General features: G+C 66.7%; 12 protein-coding genes. 7 read left to right on the forward strand and 5 right to left on the reverse strand.

Annotation, left to right across the window (positions count from 1 at the left end):
• Positions 1–8: 8 nt before the first annotated feature.
• Together ACSQ1X_RS04990 and fdhF are read left to right on the forward strand one after the other, a co-directional pair.
• Complete coding sequence (locus ACSQ1X_RS04990) at positions 9–1,694, forward strand: NAD(P)H-dependent oxidoreductase subunit E (RefSeq protein ID WP_436056869.1); 1,686 nt, start codon at positions 9–11, stop codon at positions 1,692–1,694.
• Entirely contained in the window at positions 1,691–4,357 is a 2,667-nt protein-coding gene (fdhF, locus tag ACSQ1X_RS04995) for a formate dehydrogenase subunit alpha (protein ID WP_436056870.1), read from the forward strand. The genes ACSQ1X_RS04990 and fdhF overlap by 4 nt, the downstream gene beginning before the upstream one ends.
• 21 nt (positions 4,358–4,378) lie before the next feature.
• Here fdhF and ACSQ1X_RS05000 read toward each other — a convergent pair whose 3' ends face one another.
• The 5 genes from ACSQ1X_RS05000 to ACSQ1X_RS05020 form a co-directional block, all read right to left on the reverse strand.
• Positions 4,379–5,692, reverse strand: a complete 1,314-nt coding sequence (locus ACSQ1X_RS05000; protein ID WP_436056871.1) for a hemolysin family protein — start codon at positions 5,690–5,692, stop codon at positions 4,379–4,381.
• A 42-nt stretch (positions 5,693–5,734) separates the two neighbouring features.
• A complete protein-coding gene (locus ACSQ1X_RS05005) occupies positions 5,735–7,459 on the reverse strand; it encodes a RecQ family ATP-dependent DNA helicase (RefSeq protein ID WP_436056872.1) in 1,725 nt (574 codons plus the stop codon).
• 328 nt (positions 7,460–7,787) lie between these two features.
• The gene (locus ACSQ1X_RS05010) at positions 7,788–9,530 is read right to left on the reverse strand and encodes a hypothetical protein (RefSeq protein ID WP_436056873.1); all 1,743 of its coding nucleotides are present in this window, start codon (positions 9,528–9,530) and stop codon (positions 7,788–7,790) included.
• Between the two features lie 308 nt (positions 9,531–9,838).
• Positions 9,839–10,732 (reverse strand): potassium channel family protein, encoded by an 894-nt coding sequence (locus ACSQ1X_RS05015; RefSeq protein WP_436056874.1) that lies wholly within the window; start codon positions 10,730–10,732, stop codon positions 9,839–9,841.
• Positions 10,733–11,072: 340 nt separating this feature from the next.
• The gene (locus ACSQ1X_RS05020) at positions 11,073–12,650 is read right to left on the reverse strand and encodes a glycoside hydrolase family 32 protein (RefSeq protein WP_436056875.1); all 1,578 of its coding nucleotides are present in this window, start codon (positions 12,648–12,650) and stop codon (positions 11,073–11,075) included.
• A gap of 233 nt (positions 12,651–12,883) precedes the next feature.
• Between ACSQ1X_RS05020 and ACSQ1X_RS05025 the strand changes: the two genes are divergently transcribed.
• Genes ACSQ1X_RS05025 through ACSQ1X_RS05045 form a run of 5 tightly spaced genes read left to right on the forward strand, consistent with a single transcriptional unit; the run spans position 12,884 to position 18,653 of the window.
• A complete protein-coding gene (locus ACSQ1X_RS05025) occupies positions 12,884–14,320 on the forward strand; it encodes a GH32 C-terminal domain-containing protein (protein ID WP_436056876.1) in 1,437 nt (478 codons plus the stop codon).
• Between the two features lie 45 nt (positions 14,321–14,365).
• The gene (locus ACSQ1X_RS05030; protein WP_436056877.1) at positions 14,366–15,703 is read left to right on the forward strand and encodes an ABC transporter substrate-binding protein; all 1,338 of its coding nucleotides are present in this window, start codon (positions 14,366–14,368) and stop codon (positions 15,701–15,703) included.
• A gap of 48 nt (positions 15,704–15,751) precedes the next feature.
• A complete protein-coding gene (locus ACSQ1X_RS05035; protein WP_436056878.1) occupies positions 15,752–16,633 on the forward strand; it encodes a carbohydrate ABC transporter permease in 882 nt (293 codons plus the stop codon).
• Positions 16,630–17,535: a carbohydrate ABC transporter permease gene (locus ACSQ1X_RS05040; protein WP_055799213.1), complete on the forward strand. Its 906-nt coding sequence runs from the start codon at positions 16,630–16,632 to the stop codon at positions 17,533–17,535. The genes ACSQ1X_RS05035 and ACSQ1X_RS05040 overlap by 4 nt, the downstream gene beginning before the upstream one ends.
• A gap of 38 nt (positions 17,536–17,573) precedes the next feature.
• Complete coding sequence (locus ACSQ1X_RS05045) at positions 17,574–18,653, forward strand: LacI family DNA-binding transcriptional regulator (RefSeq protein ID WP_436056879.1); 1,080 nt, start codon at positions 17,574–17,576, stop codon at positions 18,651–18,653.
• The last annotated feature ends 44 nt before the right edge of the window (positions 18,654–18,697 follow it).

Consider the following 18,697-nt stretch of genomic DNA (forward strand, 5'->3'; position numbering starts at 1 on the left):
TTGGACGCATGCAGGAACCCAGCGCCGAACCTCAGGGCCGGCGGGACCGGAGCAATGACGATCCGTTCCTCCGGTATGCCAGACGCTTCGACCGGCCGATCGGCGACGTTCCGGACGCGCTGCGTTCCTCCCGTGCCGCCCCCGCTGACATTGCCCGCACGCTGGGCCTGCCCGCGGCAGCGGTCGAAGGTCCGGCAACCTTCTTCGCCGACTTCACCGCGACCCGCGGAGCCCGCCACGTCCGGGTCTGCGCAGCGGCAGCCTGCTTCGTGGCCACCGCTGGAACGCACGTCGCGGAGGTAGAGGCGGCACTCGGAGTGCACGCCGGGAGCCGGAGCGAGGACGGCTCCGTCTCGCTCCAGGCAGTGCGCTGCCTGGGCTACTGCTTCTCCGGTCCCGCAGCCCTGGACGGCGTCGACGCGCTGGCCGGGCCCGGCCTGGCAGCACAACTGGGTGGATCCGCCCCGCGGACGGCACCGCCCATCCCGGTGGCCTGCGACACCGGAGCCCCTGTGGTGACCGCCGGGCTACTCGGAGGCTCGCAGCCGTGGTCGGTATGGCCCGGCGTCGCTGCCTCTGCAAACCCCGAGGACGTTCTGGCCGAAGTCGAGGCCGCGCAACTGCGAGGGCGGGGCGGGGCAGGTTTCCGTGCCGCCGCGAAATGGCGGGCCGCGCTTGAGCACCCTGCCCCCCGGGTGGTGGTGGCCAACGGTGACGAGGGGGACCCCGGGTCCTATGCCGACCGGCTGCTCATGGAGGAGGACCCGCACCGCGTGCTTGAGGGCCTGGCCCTGGCCTGCTTCGCCGTCGGTGCGGCCACCGGCATCGTGTTTGTCCGCTCGGAGTATCCTCGCGCGGCCGCCCGGCTGCGGGAAGCCGTGGCCCAGGCGCGCACTGCCGGGCATCTCGGCCCGGACGCGGCGGGCAGTGGTTTCAGCCTGGGCCTGCACGTGGTTGAAGGTGCAGGCTCTTACGTCTCCGGTGAGGAAACGGCCCTGCTGAACGGGCTCGCGGGACTGCGCGGCGTCGTGCGTTCCAGGCCGCCGTTCCCCACCGGCCGGGGACTCCACGGCCGGCCTACTGTGGTCAACAACGTGGAAACGCTGAGTGCTGTTCCGTGGATCGTGCAGCACGGCGGAGCGGCGTACGCCGCCTTGGGGACCGCGGACGAGGCCGGCACCGTGCTCGCGTGCCTGTCGGAGAGGTTCCGTCGGCCCGGCGCCTACGAGGTGGAGATCGGCACGCCGGTCCGGCGGATCGTCGATGACCTCGGGGGCGGGCTTCGCGACGGGGCGATACTGCGGGCCCTTCAAATCGGCGGGCCCCTGGGCGGCTTCCTCGGCCCCGAAGACCTCGACATTCCGCTCAGTGATGATGCGCTGTCCAAGCACGGGGCCGCCCTCGGCCACGCAGGGATCGTCGCCTTCGATGACAGGCTCACAGGCGGGCAGGTGCTGCAGAACCTGTGGGACTTTGCCGCGGAAGAGAGTTGCGGACAGTGCTCGCCCTGCCGGGTAGGGTCGTGGCGCGGCCGTGGCTTGGCGGAGCGGCCGGATGGCCCTGCCGAAAGCCGTGAGCGCGGCGAGGTGCTACGCACCATGGCCGCGGGCAGCCTGTGCGCCTTCGGCCGGCGGGTGCCGGCGGCGGTGCAAAGCCTCGCCCGCGTGTACGGGCTGGCGGGGTGGACGCCATGAAGCTCCAGGTTGACGGCCGCGAGGTCGAGGTCCCGGCCGGAGCCACACTGCTCGAGGCTGTGCGGGCGGCCGGCCTGGCCCTTCCAACGTTGTGCCATGACGACCGGCTCAGCACCGTGGCCTCCTGCCGGACGTGCCTGGTGGACATCTCCGGCCGGGGCCCGGCCGCCGCCTGCAGCACCCCGGCCGAGGACGGGCTGCGCATCGGCGTTGAGGCGTCCCGGGAGATCCGGCGTGATGCCCTGCAGGCCATCGTCGCGGGGCTGCCGGCCCGGGCGCTGGACGTTCCGGTCGACCGCAGCGAACTGGCCAGGCAATGCGCCGAGTACGGGGTGGCTGCCGCCGCTGGTTCCGTCCTGCCGCCGGAGCGCGGCTTTGACCACTCCCACCCGTACGTCAAGCTCGACCGAGATCTTTGTATTGCCTGCGGGCGGTGCGTGCGCGCCTGCGCGGAAATACAGGGCACGTTCGCCCTCACGCTGGTGGGTCGCGGAGCCGGGACGGTGGTGGCGCCCGGGACGGGCGGTCCCTGGGCGGAATCCGATTGTGTCTCATGCGGGGCGTGCGTGGACACCTGCCCCACCGGGGCACTGTCTGAACCCGGGCTGCTGAATCTGCTGCCGATCGAACGGCAGACCCTAACCACGTGCGGCTACTGCGGCGTCGGCTGCAGCCTCGAGGTCTCCACCCGCGACAACGAGATCATGACCATCCGGCCCGCCGGTGAGGGCTCGGTGAACCATGGACACGCCTGTGTCAAGGGACGGTTTGCCCACGGGTTCCTCGGTTCCGCCGAACGCCTGACAACCCCGCTGATCCGCCGGAACGGGACGCTCGCCCCGGCCACCTGGGACGAGGCCGCCGGATACGTGGCCGCAAGGCTCACCGGGATCCGGGACGCGGACCCGGACGGATTCGCCGTCATCTCCTCGGCCCGGGCCACCAACGAGGAGAACTACCTGGCCCAGAAGTTCGCCAGGGCCGTCATGGGGACCAACAATGTGGACAACTGCTCCCGGCTCTGCCATGCCCCCTCCGCGGCCGGTCTGGCCGCCACGTTCGGCCTGGGAGGCGGGACGAACCCGTTCGACGACCTGGACCGGTGTGACGCGATCCTCCTGGTCGGCGCGAACCCGACGGCCGCCCACCCGGTGGTGGGCTCCCGCATCTTCCAGCGGGTCATGGACGGCGCCCGCCTGGTGGTGGTTGATCCCCGGTTAACCTCGCTGGCCCGGCACGCGGACGTCCACCTTAGGCCCCGGCCGGGAACCAACGTGGCTGTGTTCAACGGCCTGGCGCACGTCCTGGCACGGGAGGGGCTGGTGGACGAGGCCTTCCTTGACGCGCACACCAGCGGCTACGGGGAGCTGCTGGGGCTGCTCGGGGACTACCCGCCGGAGCGCGTAGCCGGGATCTCCGGTGTCCCGGCAGACGATCTGGTGCGGGCCGCCGTCGTGTACGGGCAAGCAGTGGCTCCGGCCATTTTCTACGGCCTCGGCGTGACCGAACACCGGCACGGAACGGACGGTGTCCGGACCTTGTCCAACCTGGCACTCCTGCGTGGCGCCGTGGGGCCGGGCACCGGCGGAGGGGTGAACCCGCTGCGCGGGCAGAACAACGTCCAGGGCGCCTCGGACATGGGGGCGCTGCCCGACCTGCTGCCCGGGTACCAGAAGGTCCTGGACCCTGCAGCGCGTGCCCGGTGCACCGAGGCCTGGCGGGCCGATGTGCCGCCGCTGCCCGGGCTTCGGATCCCGCAGATGTTTGCGGCCGCCCGCGCCGGGACATTGAAGGCGCTGTGGGTCATCGGCGAGGATGTGCTCACCACCGACCCGGACAGCACCTCGGTGCGGGCGGCACTGGCGGCCTGCCCGCTGGTGATCTGCAACGATTTGTTCCTCTCCGCGACGGCCGCCGCCGCGGACGTCGTCTTCCCGGTGGCCGCGTGGCTGGAAAAGGACGGCACGTTCGTCAATTTCGACCGGCGCTTCCAGCGGGTCCGGGAGGCGGTGGCGCCCCCTGCCGGTGTCCGCACCGACTTCGCGGTGCTGCACGCCGTCGCGGCCCGGATGGGGGCAGACCTTGGGTGCGCCACACCGGCGGAGGCTATGGCGGAATGCGCAGCGCTGGCGCCGCTTTTTGGTGGTATCTCGCACCCGCGCCTGGACCGGGAGGGGCCGCTGCACTGGCCGTGCGGATCCGTCGATTCCCCCGGGACGCCACGCCTTTACCAGGACCGCTTCGCCACGCCGGACGGCCTGGCGCACCTGGCCGCCAGGCCCTACCTACCTCCGGGCGAGCAATGCGACGCGGACTTCCCGTTTTTGCTGATCACGGGGCGCCGGGCAGAGCACTACAATTCCGGCAGTATGACCCGCCGCACCGACAACCTGCGCCTGCTCGCCCGGGAGACGGTCGACGTCGAACGCGGGGACGCTGCTGCACTGGGACTGCACGACGGCGACTTCGTCCGGTTGGGCAGCCGGCACGGGACGGCCATCCTGCAGGCCAGGATCACGGACGAGGTGGAACCGGGCCAGGTCTTCGCGGGCTTCCACTTCCCTGGTGCCGCGGTCAACGGCCTCACCTCCCCGGTGGAGGATGAGGTCACGGGGTGCCCCGAATACAAGCTGACTGCGGTCCGCCTGTCCGGGGCCGGCTGACGGCGTCCACACGGCGATCGGTTACCACCCCGAGGACGGCCCAACTGTCTTCCCGTCCGCCGGCGTCACCCGGATCCTCGCGATGCGGAGCCGGTCCATCGCCAGAACCGTCAGCACGTGGCCCGGCACCTCCACCCGGTCCCCAACCCGCGGCAGCCGGCCCAGACGGTCGATCACGAACCCGGCCACTGTCTCGTAGTGGCCTTCCGGGAGGGCGATGCCGGACGCCGTCGCGAACTCCTGGAGAATCAGGCCGCCGTCGACGTCGAGGGAACCGTCAGCAAGGGTGACGCGGTCCTCGTGGTCGGCACCGGTGTCGTACTCGTCGTAGATTTCGCCCACAAGTTCCTCCACCAGGTCCTCCAGGGTGACGATGCCGTCCGTGCCGCCGTACTCGTCCACCACCAGCGCTATGTGATGGCCAAGCCGGCGCATCCGGGACAGGGTGGGCAGCACCCTGTTCGTCCCGGGAAGCGGGAGGATCTTGCGGACGATGTCCTTCACCAGGCCCCGGTCAAAATCACCCTCACGGGGCATCAGGTCACGGATGTGGACGAAGCCGAGGACGTCGTCCGGAGTCCGGCCGATGACGGGAAAACGTGAAAACGGGCCGTCCCGCACCATGCTGCGTGCATCCGCAATAGTCATGGTGCCGTCGATGAAGGTCACCTCGGTGCGAGGGCGCATGACCTCCTGCAGCGTGCGGTCCCCGGCGCCGAAGACATCGCTCAGGATGTTGCGGCTGTGTTCTTCCAGCATGTCGCTCTCCGCCACCATGTCCCAGAGTTCCTCGGAGCTGACGCTTTCCTGTTTGGCGTGGGGATCACCGCCGAACAGCCGCACCAGTGCATCGGTGGACACGGACAGCAGCCAGATGACCGGGCGCATGATCTGTGAGAGGACGATCAGCGGCGGGGCGAGGGCCTTCGTGAAGCCGACGGCGCTCTGCATGGCAAGCCGCTTGGGCACCAGTTCGCCCAGCACCAGGGAAAGATAGGCCACCAGCAGCGTCATGCCGATGAAGGCCGCCGGTTGGGCAGCGGCGCCGAAGCCCGCGCCTTCCAGGATGGGCTCGACGTCGGGCGCAATGGTGGACGCGCCGTAGGCGGCGGAGAAGAAGCCGGACAGGGTCACGCCGATCTGGACAGTGGACAGGAACCGGTTGGGGTTCCGGGCCAGTTCGGCGGTCCGGGCCCCGCCTTTCCCCGACTTTTCGATCTGGCGCACCTGGCTCTCGCGCAGGGACACGAGCGCCATCTCGGTACCGGCAAAGACGCCGCCCAGCAGCACAAAAAAGAGGACCAACAGGAAATTGACCAACGTGACGCTGTCCATGACCCGACCCTACCGAACAGCGCCTTTATCTGACCGGCCCCGTCACGTCGCCAGCGTCAGCAGCTTCCCGTCCGTCACGGCCTGGCGGGACAGCGTTTTGTAGCCTTCCTGCTCGAACAGCACCGTGATCGTGTCCTCCTCATGCCGCATCACCAGGCCCGGCCCCCATTCCTTATGCACAACTGAGGCCTGGAGCGGAAAAGGGTCACCGCCCGCGGCGGCCGCGGCGGCGTCGTCGTAATCCTCTGCGTAGGCGGAGCCGTCGGTGCAGGTATCGCAGTTGCCGCAGGGCTCGGGGAGGTCCTCGCCGAAGTAGCCCAGCAGGAACTGGCGCCGGCAGGCGTCCGTCTCGGCGTAGGCGCGCATCATCTCGATGCGGGAGCGGTCCACCCGCTGGCGTGCTTCGGCATGTTCGACGGCGCGTTCCACCACCGCGGGCAGCTTGGCGCCCGCGTCCAGCCGGACGCCGCGCTTGCCGGTGCGGACGGCGCGGGTTTCCTGCAGCTGGTTCAGCACTCCGGTGAGCCGCCGCGGGGAGAAGCCGGTCTGCTCGGCGAGGGCCTTCTGCTTGACCGGCCCGCCAGCGGCGCGGAGTGCCTCAAGGACAGTCATGAGCGATTCCTCGTCCGGGGTGTGGGTGCCGAAGAATGTGCGCAGGCCCAGGTCCTCGGAGCGGTAGTGGAGGACGGCGGCGGCCTCTTGCCCGTCTCGCCCGGAGCGGCCGATCTCCTGGTAGTAGCTGTCCAGCGAATCAGGGATGTCCGCGTGGATGACGAAGCGGACATTGGGTTTGTCGATGCCCATGCCGAAAGCGGTGGTGGCTACAACGACGTCGAGCCCGTCGTCGAGGAACTGCTCGTGGACGCGGTCGCGCTCGCTCTGCTTCCGGCCGGCGTGGTACGCCTCGGCGCGCAGGCCCAGGGCGGTGAGTTTGGCGGCGTAGGCCTCGGTGTCCTTGCGGGTGGCCGCGTACAGCAGTCCGGGACCCTTGAGCTCGGCCACCTGCGTGATCACGGCTCGGCGCTTGTCCTTGTCTTTGTGGTGGCGGATGACCTCCAGCCGGATGTTGGGCCGGTCGAAGCCGTGCACCAGGACCAAGGGGTCTTTCATGCGCAGGCGCTGCTGGATTTCGTCGCGCACCGGGGGAGAGGCGGTGGCGGTGAGGCCGACGACGGGCGGGTTGCCAAGCTGCCCGCGGACCTCGCCGAGGCGCAGGTAGTCGGGGCGGAAATCGTGGCCCCAGGAGGAGACGCAGTGTGCCTCGTCCACCACGAACAGCGGGACGTCCAAGGCCGCGAGCCGTTCGACGGTTTCGGTCTTGGCGAGCTGTTCGGGGGCGAGGAAGACGAAAACGGCGTCGCCGCTCTCTGCGGCTTTCCAGGCGTCGTTGATTTGGGCATCGCTGTGGCCGGAGTTGATGGCGACGGCGGCCTTCCCGCCGAGTGTTTCCAGCAGGCCGTCCAGCTGGTCCTCCTGCAGGGCGATGAGCGGGGAAACCACGACGGCGGGACCGCGCCCTGGGCCGTTTCGGTGCAGTTGGAGTGCGGCCACCTGGTAGATGGCGGACTTGCCGTAGCCGGTGGGCATCACGGCGAGCACATCCCGGCCGGACACGAGGGCGCGCATTCCGGCCAGCTGGCCGGCGCGGAGGCGGGGGAGTCCGAAGGTGTCGGCCGCGAGCTGGCGGAGGCCGGCGTCGGGATCCGCGGTGGTGTCGGTGCCCGGGAAGGTGTCAGTGGGGACTGCGGGGGCAGTGGCGTCGGCCATGATGGCAGCTCCGTGGGGTGCGATCCGGCGGCCGGGCGTCTTCAGCCGAGGGTGCCAGCATAACGCTTGCCGGCATTGAGGTGGGCGGCCAGTCGCTGTCGATCCCCGTGTTCCTTCTGATCTCGGCCGGAACCGCCCGGCCACGCTCACGTGGAATCGGATGAGACAGCCCGCGAGTTGGTGACCACCCAGGACGGGAACCCGTTGCTGGACATGGACACCCTGCCGTTCGACAGCAGTTACGAGGCTGCGCGGGCGTCTCACGTGGGACATGCGGGGACGACGCCGGGCGGGTAACGCGCGGGGCGCCGTCGTCATCGCCGGGCGGCTACTGCGCCGCTTGGCTGGTGGTCACCACCTTGGTCCACGGTCCGGCGGGCGGCGAGTCCACGAACCGCCAGGACACGTGGTCGTTGTCGCCGTCGAGGTCGGCAAAGCCGAGGCAACCGTTCAGGGCCGGCGATACATCCATTCCTGCCCCCTGGGAGGCGTCTCCGCTGAACTGCGTGTTGGCAGGGCGGGCGTCGTTGCTGCCGAAGACGTAGCCGGCGTCGTGGTAAAGCGAGCCGCTGGACGGTCCGGCGTCCTCGATCTGCCCGTAGCAAACGTTCCCGTTCGGGCCCGTGAGCTGGACCCAGCGGTTCTTCATATAGCTGTAATTGCTGTTGGCGCAGTTGTTTACCCCGGAGGTGGCGTTGTCCGCGGCGGCCCACGGGATGTCCGTGCAGCGGCGGGCGAAGGCAGTGGGGTCGTTCACGTCGTCGTACGGCAGGTCCAGGTAAAACGGGTTCTGCTTCGGCGTGGGCTGCCTGGTGGGGAAGTACCCGTTCGCCGCGGTCCGGCGTTCCGTAGTGCAGACGAAGGTAGCAGCCGTAGTCCCGGAGCTCACACCGTCGCAGCCGCCGTAACTACTGCCCGGGCACGCCGACGCTGTGGATGGCGTCAGGTAGGGCTTGACCCCGGTGTGGCGGTACGCCCACTGGGAATCGTAGGTGGAACAGACCTGCGACCCGTCCGAGACGCTGGCGTTGAAAATCTCGCCCACCCAGAACGTGGTGGCAACGATGTTCGTGTGGACCGGGTATTTGCCGCTATTGGCCAACGACGCCGACGACGGCTGGCCGATGCCACTGCCGGCGGACCACGTGAGCGACCCGCCCTGGAAGTCCTGCCGGATGCTGCCCGCACCGTTCGCGTACTCGTTGCTGACGGGGTAGCCGAGCTTTCCGTTTTCCCAACCTTGCGCTGCCCACGCGGTGCCGATCGCTCCGGTGGTGGGGTGGGCGCCGGTGGCCGGGGACCAATGGATCTGGCCGCGCTGGTAGGCCTGGTACGCGCCGCCGCCGGTGAGGCCTGTGGCTTCGTTGCTGACGGGGTAGCCGAGCTTCCCGTTTTCCCAACCTTGCGCGGCCCACGCGGTGCCGATCGCGCCGGTGGTGGGGTGGGCGCCGGTGGCCGGGGACCAATGGATCTGGCCGCGCTGGTAGGCCTGGTACGCGCCGCCGCCGGTGAGGCCTGTGGCTTCGTTGCTGACGGGGTAGCCGAGCTTCCCGTTTTCCCAACCTTGCGCGGCCCACGCGGTGCCGATCGCGCCGGTGGTGGGGTGGGCACCGGTGGCCGGGGACCAATGGATCTGGCCGCGCTGGTAGGTCTGGTACGCGCCGCCGCCTGCCAGTCCCTTGGCCTCGTTGGAAGCAGGGTAGGCCAATGGCCCGTTTTCCCAGCCCTGCGCTTCCCACGCGGTACCGATGGCCCCAGTGGAGATGTGGGCGCCTGTGGCTGGGGACCAGTGGATCTTGCCGTACTGGTAGTTCTGGTAACAGCCGCCGTTGGCGAGGCCGCAGACGACGGCGGAGGTCGCCGGGCCGAGGCCGGAGCCGATGGCCGCCGACTGGATGTCCGCTGTGGCCGCTGGGGGAACGCTGGTTGCGGCAGGTGCCTGCAGCTTCGGGGCTTGGAGATGTGCGGCCTGTGCGCCCGTGGCCGGCAGCAGCACGAGTGTTGAAAATACCGCCACCAGGGCGCGCGCGGCGAACCTGCTCCGGACTGACGTGGGGGTGCGGCTAATCATTGACGGTCATCTCGTGTCGCCTGGACTTCCCGGCCCGGCCCCGGTGCGGTGGCAACACTGGGAATCGTGTTGGGCCCGCCCCGAGGCAGATCTCCCGCTGTGGCGCATGACACACCTTGGCGCTAATGATGGCCATGTTACCAAAGTGACTAAATAACTATTAAGGTGCTTCTGTGCGGGATGTTACGGCGGGATGAATTTTCAGTTCAGGTCATTCCGTAAGCTGGGGCCTTGGGAAGGGACCGCCGGGCCGCGGGAGTGGCCGGGTCCTAGACCAAGGTGCTGAGGGCTGAACCGTAGCTGGGACGCTACTTTAGGTCCGGGTTCCCCGGCCGCCGGTGCCTGTGGTGCAACTCGTAGCTGTCGAACACATCGGCGGACGTGGTTCCTGCATGGCCGAATTTGCCGCGAAGGACGTCGGCGAGTCCGTCCAGGGCCGCGTGGAGCATCCGTCCGGCGAACTGGAGTTCAGGGCTCTCGCTGCGCTGGGCCTGGGATGCCAGCTCCTGGGCGTAGGCCACCGTGGCGGGTAAGGAGCCGCGCTGCTCGATTTCACGGAAGTAGTAGGTTTCATGGAACGCGAGCAGGTCTATGCTCACCGAAGCCACGTTTCCGGCAATTGACTCCAGCAACCCGGCTGCGTGACCGGGATCCAGTGCCAGTACACCTGCCGGACCTGCGGCCTCCCGGAACAGGGTCAGCTGGTGGGCAAGCGCCCGGCGGCGGTTCAGGGCCGGGAAAGTCTGCAGGATCCAGGTGACCGTTGCTGTCAGCAAGCCGAAACCGGTGACGGCTTGGAGGGCAACAACCAGCCTTAGCACCGGATGCGCTGCCACGATGTCGCCGAACCCCACGGTGGAAAGCGTGACCAGGGAGATGTAGAGGGCTTCGGCAAAGTCGGCCCGGAGCGGAACCCCGGCTCCGTAAACAAACCCGTCGGTTAGATGGGGCAGGTAAAGCAGGGCCCACCCGATGGCCGCCAAGGCCGCCCAGGTGCCAATGACTGCGGCCATCGCCAAGGGTGCTGCGATGAAGGAGCCCCGGCCCCGCAGTTTTCTCGAGACAAGCCAGAATCCGCGCATGATCGCCCGGCCCAGAGGACCGGAACCATGCGGGTAAAGGAGCGTGCGAAAGACGTCGACGAGCATCAGCAGAACCAGCCCGGCGCCCAAAACCGTCCAGAGCGTGTCCTCGATGTCCATGGCCTCATCTTAGGGGCGAGTGCGTCCTGAGGAGCAGTTAGCGTGCAACCATCAAAGTGCCGGCAACCCGTGCAGTGGCGGAGGCTTCGGGGTGGCCACCGGGTCCGAATGGATCGCGGTCATCCTCAGCGTCGTCAACGGCGTCATCCTGGCGGTGGCCGTGTTCGCCGTGCGCTGGCTGTATCCCACCAGGAACCGTGCCCTCGTTGCCCTGGCGGCCGGGGGGGCTTTTCGGCCTGCTGGGTGCCGCGATCACCCACGGATAGTCACCCCTGCAGCGCACCGCCGTCGGGAATTACGACGGCGGTGCGCTGCTTTGCCACGGGCCCGGGCTAAGCAGCTAAACGGGGCTGCCGAACTCGCGGATCGTAATTCCGGTGAAGTCAGCCGGGGCGCCGTCGGCGTAGAACGAGATCCCGGTGTCGCCGTCGGCGAAATGAACTTGCTGTGAGAGCACCGTGTGACCGCCGTTCACGAACACTTCGACGCTCTGTGTGTCGACGAAGATGCGCAGGTGCACCGATCGCGCGTTGGCGTCGATAGGCGCGGCAGCACGGGTGTAAGGCGCGAGCGCGTAGCGGCTCTGGTCCGAGGGTGCGCGGTCGACGTACAGCTCGCCGCCGTACTTGCCGACGTTCGTGTGGCGCGAGCCGTTTGGGGAGCGGCCCACCGAGACCCCGACGTTCGCAGCCGCGTCCCAGGAGATGTCGAGTTCGAGCTCGTAGGCGCGCCCGCTCCACGGCAGCACGGAGCTGCCGTTGACCGTGCGGTTTGGGAGTGTGGTGGTCGCGGTGACGTAGCCCGAAAGCGCTTCGACTGGGGTGCTGAGCAAGCTGTACCAGCCGCCGGATTGGCGCTCCAGCCGCAGTTCCCGCACGATCGAGTTCTGCCCGTTGTACCCGTCGGACGCATCGGTGGGCACGTCGCGGGCCGCATACTTCCAGTTGTTCATCCAGGCGATGGCGAGGCGCTTTGTTTCCGGCGCCTGGACCGACGGCCACGTCACGGCGGCGTACCAGTCCCAGCCCCAGTCGAGCCACTGCGGTGTGAGGTTGCCGGCTATGAACGCCGTGCCGTTCCAGGTGCCCGTCCAATACGCATAAGTCATCGGCAGGCCCACACTGTAGGCATCCATGCTCGCGCCGAGCACCCAATGCCGTGTACCGTCGCCGGCGGTCATCTCGAACAAATCGGGGCACTCGATCCCGCCGAGGGCATGGTTCGGGTAGTCGAAGTTGGATTTCCACTGCCAGTCCCGCAGGTTCGGCGAGGTGTAGAACGCCGCGTAGCGCGCCCGCCCGATCACGCACACCCATTCGGTGCGTACCGCGTCCCAGTGGATTTTGGGGTCGCGGAACCACTCTGCGTTTTCGATCTCTGCGGGTGTGGTGGCCGTGCGGCCGTCGGGGTTGACGATCACCGGGTCGGGGAGGGCCGTGAAGGTGTAGCCGCCGTCGGTGGACCAGTAGAGGTACTGCTCCTGGTACTTGCGGATACCGCCGGTGGGCTGCGTTGCGAGTGCGATCACCGTTCCCGCGCCGAAGCCGGCGGTGTTGGCGGCGTCGACGACGGCGGATCCGGACCACACCGGGAAATCGGGTTGCAAGGGCATCACCACGCCCTGGTGGGTGAACGACACGCCATCGCTGGTGGTCGCATGGTCCCATCCGCCCGGGCCGTTATTCTGCCCGGAGTGCAGGTAGTAGAGCTGGTGGGCGCCGTTGGCATAGACGGGGCGCTGCGGGTCGCACAGCCAGCCGGACGGGGGAGTCATATGAAAAACGGCACGCAGGGATCCCACGGCCCGCAGGGATGACCGGGCGTGCGCTGCAGCGGGGACGGCGCTGCCGGCGAAAAGCGTAAGGGCTCCGATGCCTGCGCCGTGCAAGGCAGAGCGTCGTGAAATGTGGTGCGTCATCAGGTGGTTCCTCTCAACGTTGAGGGGCGCGGACTCTTACCGGCTACGCAGACGATAGTGCGATTCACAGATGATGGTCAAGCGTTTAATCAAAATGAGTTCGGGGCTGGCCCGGAGCGAAGCGGGTTGCCGCTGGACGAAAAAATAAACATTGCTAAAACGCTTGATCACCGCGAGTAATGACGCTAAGTTCATGGTGATCAAACGCTTTAGCAGAATGGACATCAGCGCAGATGAAACGCTCAGTCTTCTTCCAACCCACCGATGGATGGGTTGGTGACCTCATCCCCTTCGAGAAGGACGGAGAGTTCTGGCTCTTCTACCTCCACGAAGTACGCTCGGACCCGAAACCCGGCACGTCATGGAACCTCGTCACCACCAAGGACCTCACGCAGTTCGAGGACCACGGCGTTGCCCTGCAGCACGGCGCCGAGGACGACCTGGACTTCAATGCCTACACGGGCAGCGTCGTCGTCGATGAAACCGGCATCCACCACCTGTTCTACACCGGGCAAAACCCGCGCAACCTGGGAGCGGACGGTGCACCCCTCCAGCTGGTCATGCACGCCACGAGCACCGACGGAATGCAGACCTGGACCAAGCATCCCGAACTCACCTTCGGTGCTCCCGACGGCTTCGAGTCCGGGGACTGGCGGGATCCCTTCGTGTTCCGGGATGAAAGCCGCGGCCGGTGGGGGATGCTGCTGGCGGCCCGGCACTCCACCGGACCGGAACGGCGCCGCGGCGTCATTGCCCAGTGCGTCTCCACCGACCTGATGACCTGGGAGTACTCGGAACCGTTCTGGGATCCGCGCCGGTACATCACGCACGAATGCCCGGACGTCTTCTCCTGGGGCGGCTGGTGGTACATGGTCTACTCCGAGTTCTCCGAATCATTTACCACGCGGTACCGCATGGCCAAGAGCCCCGACGGGCCGTGGACCGTCCCGGACCTGGACAGCATCGACGGCCGGGCGTTCTACGCCTCAAAGACTGCCGAACGCGACGGCCGCCGCTTCTTCTTCGGCTGGATCGCCAGCAAGGAAGGCAATGCCGACGACGGACCCTGGCAGTGGGCCGGCACCATGTCCGTCCTGGAAGCCCGCCAAAACCCGGACGGGACACTCGCGTTCGGCTTCGCCGACGAACTCGTGGACAGCTTCTGGGACGACGTCGCCGTTTCACTGACGAGCGCGCTGCCCACACGGCTGGACGTGCCGGACGGCTACACCGCCGTCGTATCCGAGGAAGAATTGCCCAGCCAGTTCTATGCCAAGGCTGTGCTGGACATCGCCCCCGACACCACCGAATGCGGGCTGCTGTTGCGCTCCAGCCAGGACGGCGACCACTCCTACGTTCTGCGCCTGGAACCGAAACGTGGCCGGCTCGTCTTCGACCGCTGGCCCCGGGCCATCACCGGAGACGCCCAATGGCACGTGTCGGGGGACGTTCCGTTCGACATTGAACTGGAGCGCCCCTGTGATCTCAGCCCCGGCCAGCACACCCTGGAGGTCATCGTCGACGGCGACCTGTGCGTCGCCGTCGTCGACCGGCAGGTGGCGCTCAGCACCCGGATCTACGACCTGCCCACGGGACGGATCGGGCTTTTCGCCGGCGAAGGATCCATCACCGTCACCGAGCTTGAAATACGCCAGCGCACCGACAACTGACCATCCCCACCCCAACCTCTGTTCCAATCAAGGGAGATTGCCGCAATGAAAAAACTATTCCGTGCTGCCGCCGTCGCAGCCGCCGCAGCCCTGGCTTTGTCAGCCTGCGCCGGCGTAGGAGCCTCCAGCGACCCGGCCAATGTCAGCCCCACCGGGGAGATCAAACCCCGTGAAATCTCGTGGCTGCTGTCACGTCCCGCCGACGGGGCAGTCATCAACATCATGAAGAAGCTCGCCGACGACTATGCCAAGGACCACCCGGGCTTCGCACTGAACCTCATCACCACCCCGGACCGGCCCTCCTACATCCAGAAGCTGGAGACCCTGGCCGCGGCCAACAAGCTCCCGGAGCTCTTCGACACGGACGCCACGCCCTTCGCCCAGCAGCTGGCAAAGCAGGGCAAAATGGTCGACGCCGAGAAGCTCCTGAAGTCACTGGACATCTACGATGACTACCGGCCCGGGGCCCTGGACTACCAGCGCTTTGACGACGGGTCCTTGTACATGATCCCGTTCCAGTTCGAGCTGGAATATTTCTGGTACAACAAGGCACTGCTGGAAAAGGCCGGCGTCACGGTGCCGAAGTCCCTCGACGACCTCCCGGCAATGTGCACGGCGCTGCGTAGTGCGGGGATTACGCCGATCGCCATTGACGGGCAGGACCAGTGGCCGCTGGAACGCTACGTGGCCTATCAGCCGTTCCGGGAAGCCGGTCCGGAGTTCGTCCAGAAGCTGAAGAAGGGCGAGGCGACGTTCGCCGATCCCGCCGGGCAGAAGACCGTTGAATGGATGGCCGGTCTCGGCAAGGCCAAGTGCTTCCAAGATGGCTTCTCCGCCCAGGGGTACTCCGACGCGCAGAACCAGTTCACGTCCGGCCAGGCGGCGATGTACAACATCGGCACGTGGGAGCTGCCAAGCCTGGCCACCGACAAACTGAACTCCGCAGTCCGGGACGACGTCGACTTCTTCACCCTGCCAACCACCGACGGTTCGGTGACGTCGGCCAACGAGTTCGTCTCCCCGTCCGGCATCGGAATGGCGGTCAACTCCAAGACCTACGATCCGCTGGTGAGCGACTTCCTGAAGTTTGCCCTGGCGAAGTACCCGGCCGAGTACGCGGCCACCGGTGCACTCTCACCCACCACCAACGTGCAGACGACGGTCCCGGCCAACGCCACCCCGCTGTATAAAAAGGCGCTGGAAACGGCGGACACCCTCGGGGCAAAGCAGGCCATGCCGTGGGACACCCAACTGGACCCCACCACCAACGGCAGGCTCCAGCAGGAACTCGTGCTCCTGGTGCAGGGCAACATCACGCCTGAGCAATTCACCAGCACCATGGACAGCACCATCAAGCAGAACGCCCCCAAGTTCTTCAAGTAAACCGCAGCGGCGGGGGACCGGAAGGTCCCCCGCCCGAAAGGCCCCGCCATGCTTCCCAACAGGTCAAGGACCTCAGTCCTGGTTTTCCTGCTTCCACCATTGCTGCTCTACTGCGCAGCGGTACTCTTCCCGATTCTTCAATCGTTGTTCCTCAGCTTCTTCTCCTGGAACGGCATCAGCGACATGGAGTTCGTCGGGCTGGATAACTACGTCCGGATGCTTACCGCCGACGACATCTTCTGGCGCTCGTTCTTCAACGCGCTCCTGTACCTGGCCATCTGCCTGGTCCTGCAGCTCGGCGGCGCCCTGGCCGTAGCCAGCCTGCTCACGTCCCTGCGCCGGGGACGGGAGCTCATCAAGACCCTGTACCTGCTGCCCGCCGTGATCTCCACGGTGGCGATCGCGTTCCTCTTCGTGCGCATCTACTCCATCGACCCCGTGGGACTGCTCAACCAGCTGCTGCATTGGATCGGGCTCGGCAGCTTCGAACGCGCGTGGCTGTCCGACGTCAACACGGTGCTTGCTGCGGTCTCCGCTCCCGAGGGCTGGCGGTTCACCGGGCTGTACATGCTCATCATCTACGCCGCGCTGATAGCCGTTCCCAAGGAACTGGAGGAAGCTGCGGTCCTGGACGGTGCCTCAAAGTGGACGCTCTTCACGAAGATCCGTTTCCCGTACATCCGGCCGGTGTGGATTACGACGACCATCATGGCCACCACCTACGGCCTGCGCGGCTTCGACATCCCCTACCTCATGACCAACGGCGGCCCCGGCCAGTCGTCTGAACTGCTCACCACGTATATGTACAAAACGGCGTTCACCAGTACCGACTTCGGGTACGCCAGCACCATCTCCGTGTTCATCGTGATCGAGTGCCTGATCGCCGTCGGCCTCATCCTGTTCATGCTCAAGCGGAAGGCAGACTCATGATCACCCAAACGGCCCCGGCTACTCCACCCACCGCCGTCGTTCCCCCAAAGCCCGCCATCACAAGGCGACGCCGGAAGCCCAGCCTCTACCGGACCCTGTCGCGGGTGCTGATCATGCTGATCGTGATCGTCCAGGTCTACCCTCTCGCCTGGCTGTTCCTGACTAGCCTGCGCACCGAGCACGACTTCGCCACCGGTGACCCGTTCGCACTGCCGAGCTCGCTGACGTGGGAGAACTACGCGCGGGCGTTCGAAACGGGCGATCTCGGCAGGAACATCCTGAACAGCTTCATCGTCACCATGGGTGCCAACGTCCTGATCGTCCTGTTTGGCATGATGGCCGCCTACGCCATCCAGGTCCTTGGTTTCCGCCTGAGCAAGTTTGTCCGAGGGCTGTTCCTGATCGGAATCATTGTTCCCGTCCAGATCGCCCTGGTTCCGCTGTTCATCGACTACTCAACAGTGAACCTGCTGGACACCTACCAGTCGATGATCATCCCCCTGGCCGGCTTCGCGCTGCCCATGTCCATCTACCTGTTCTCCTCGTTCTTCGAGTACATCCCGCGCGAAACCTACGAAGCCGCCTCCCTTGACGGCGCCGGCCCATACCGGATCTTCGGACTGATTACGCTGCCGCTGTCGCTGAATACCGTGGTCACCGTGGTGCTGGTCAACAGCATCTTCATCTGGAATGACTTCATCTTCGCCAACACGTTCGTCCTCTCCGAGGATCTGAAGACAATCCCCTTGGGCCTGCAGAACTACATCGGTGCCATGGGCAAGGTGGATTGGACTGCCACCTTCGCTGCTGTGTGCGTCACCATCACGCCCCTGCTCCTGGTCTTCCTTGTACTCAACAAGGCCATGATCCAAGGCTTGGAAAGCGGGGCGACGAAGGGATGACGGCCATGGCAGATGGATATACTCCTGATGGAGGACAGATGATTTCGAAGGAGAAAGACTCAGGCAACGCGGCCACCCCCGACGTTCCTGTGAGTAAAAGCCGTGCCCAGCCGGTGACTCTCCGCGAAGTTGCTGAAGCAGCCGGTGTGTCCACTGCCACGGTGTCTCTTGTGATCAACAAGAAGAAGAACGCCCGCATTGCAGAGCAGACGCGCCAGCGCGTCAAGGATGCGATCCGGCAGCTCGGGTACCGCCCCAACGCCATGGCGAAGACACTGGTCAGTGGCACCTCACGGTTCATCGGGCTCGTGGCCGACGGTGTGGCTACGACGCCGTTCGCGGGTCAGATCATCCACGGGGCGCAGGACGAAGCCTGGAAACACGGCTATGCGCTGCTGATCGCCAACACCGAGGGTAACCGCGATCTGGAAACGGATGCGATCGCCATGATGCTGGAGTACAAGGTGCGCGGCATCCTGTACTCGACGTGGTTCCACCGTCCCACTGTCGTGCCGGAAACACTGCGCGAGGCGGACTTCGTCCTGGTCAACTGCTTTTCGCCGGTGCCCGGCGCTGCCCGTGCTGTTGTGCCCGACGAAGAGCAAGGCGGGCGGTCCGCGACGGAAATCCTGCTCCGTGGCGGCCACCGGCGCATCGCCTTCATCAACGCCACCACCCCCGCGCCCGCCAGGGACGGACGGCTTCAGGGTTACAAGGATGCGCTGGAGGCTGCCGGCATTCCGTTCGACCCGGCGTTAGTGCTGGAGGCCTATCCGGATCAGGAAGGCGGATACGGCGCTACCGAAGAGTTGCTTAAGCGCAACGTCGCCGCTGTGTACTGCTACAACGACCGGATGGCCATGGGGCTTTACGACGGCCTGCGGGAAAACGGGCTCTCCATTCCGGATGACATGGCTGTTGTGGGTTTTGACAACCAGGAAGTTATCGCGGCCCACCTTCGGCCTCCGCTGTCCACAGTGTCCCTGCCCCATTACGAACTCGGAGCGGCGGGAGTCCGCATGCTGCTGGGCCTTGAGGAGGCCTCCACCGACGCCGCCGTGAAGATCATGTGCCCCGTCGTTGAACGGGCATCCGTGGCTGTGCATTCGCCGGCGTAGGGACTGGGCGCCGGGTACGGCGTCGAGAGATGAAGCACGACGGC

Origin of the sequence: Arthrobacter sp. LjRoot78 (assembly GCF_964254335.1) — a bacterium.
In the GTDB taxonomy this organism is placed as follows: Bacteria; Actinomycetota; Actinomycetes; order Actinomycetales; family Micrococcaceae; genus Arthrobacter.

What these genes read in the sequence shown, in the direction of transcription:
- ACSQ1X_RS05030 (WP_436056877.1), top strand. Translation starts at nt 14,366, where the DNA reads ATGAAAAAACTATTCCGTGCTGCCGCCGTCGCAGCCGCCGCAGCCCTG.
- ACSQ1X_RS04990 (WP_436056869.1), top strand. Translation starts at nt 9, where the DNA reads ATGCAGGAACCCAGCGCCGAACCTCAGGGCCGGCGGGACCGGAGCAAT.
- ACSQ1X_RS05035 (WP_436056878.1), top strand. Translation starts at nt 15,752, where the DNA reads ATGCTTCCCAACAGGTCAAGGACCTCAGTCCTGGTTTTCCTGCTTCCA.
- ACSQ1X_RS05020 (WP_436056875.1), bottom strand. Translation starts at nt 12,650, where the DNA reads ATGACGCACCACATTTCACGACGCTCTGCCTTGCACGGCGCAGGCATC.
- fdhF (WP_436056870.1), top strand. Translation starts at nt 1,691, where the DNA reads ATGAAGCTCCAGGTTGACGGCCGCGAGGTCGAGGTCCCGGCCGGAGCC.
- ACSQ1X_RS05015 (WP_436056874.1), bottom strand. Translation starts at nt 10,732, where the DNA reads ATGGACATCGAGGACACGCTCTGGACGGTTTTGGGCGCCGGGCTGGTT.
- ACSQ1X_RS05005 (WP_436056872.1), bottom strand. Translation starts at nt 7,459, where the DNA reads ATGGCCGACGCCACTGCCCCCGCAGTCCCCACTGACACCTTCCCGGGC.
- ACSQ1X_RS05040 (WP_055799213.1), top strand. Translation starts at nt 16,630, where the DNA reads ATGATCACCCAAACGGCCCCGGCTACTCCACCCACCGCCGTCGTTCCC.
- ACSQ1X_RS05000 (WP_436056871.1), bottom strand. Translation starts at nt 5,692, where the DNA reads ATGGACAGCGTCACGTTGGTCAATTTCCTGTTGGTCCTCTTTTTTGTG.
- ACSQ1X_RS05025 (WP_436056876.1), top strand. Translation starts at nt 12,884, where the DNA reads ATGAAACGCTCAGTCTTCTTCCAACCCACCGATGGATGGGTTGGTGAC.
- ACSQ1X_RS05010 (WP_436056873.1), bottom strand. Translation starts at nt 9,530, where the DNA reads ATGATTAGCCGCACCCCCACGTCAGTCCGGAGCAGGTTCGCCGCGCGC.
- ACSQ1X_RS05045 (WP_436056879.1), top strand. Translation starts at nt 17,574, where the DNA reads ATGATTTCGAAGGAGAAAGACTCAGGCAACGCGGCCACCCCCGACGTT.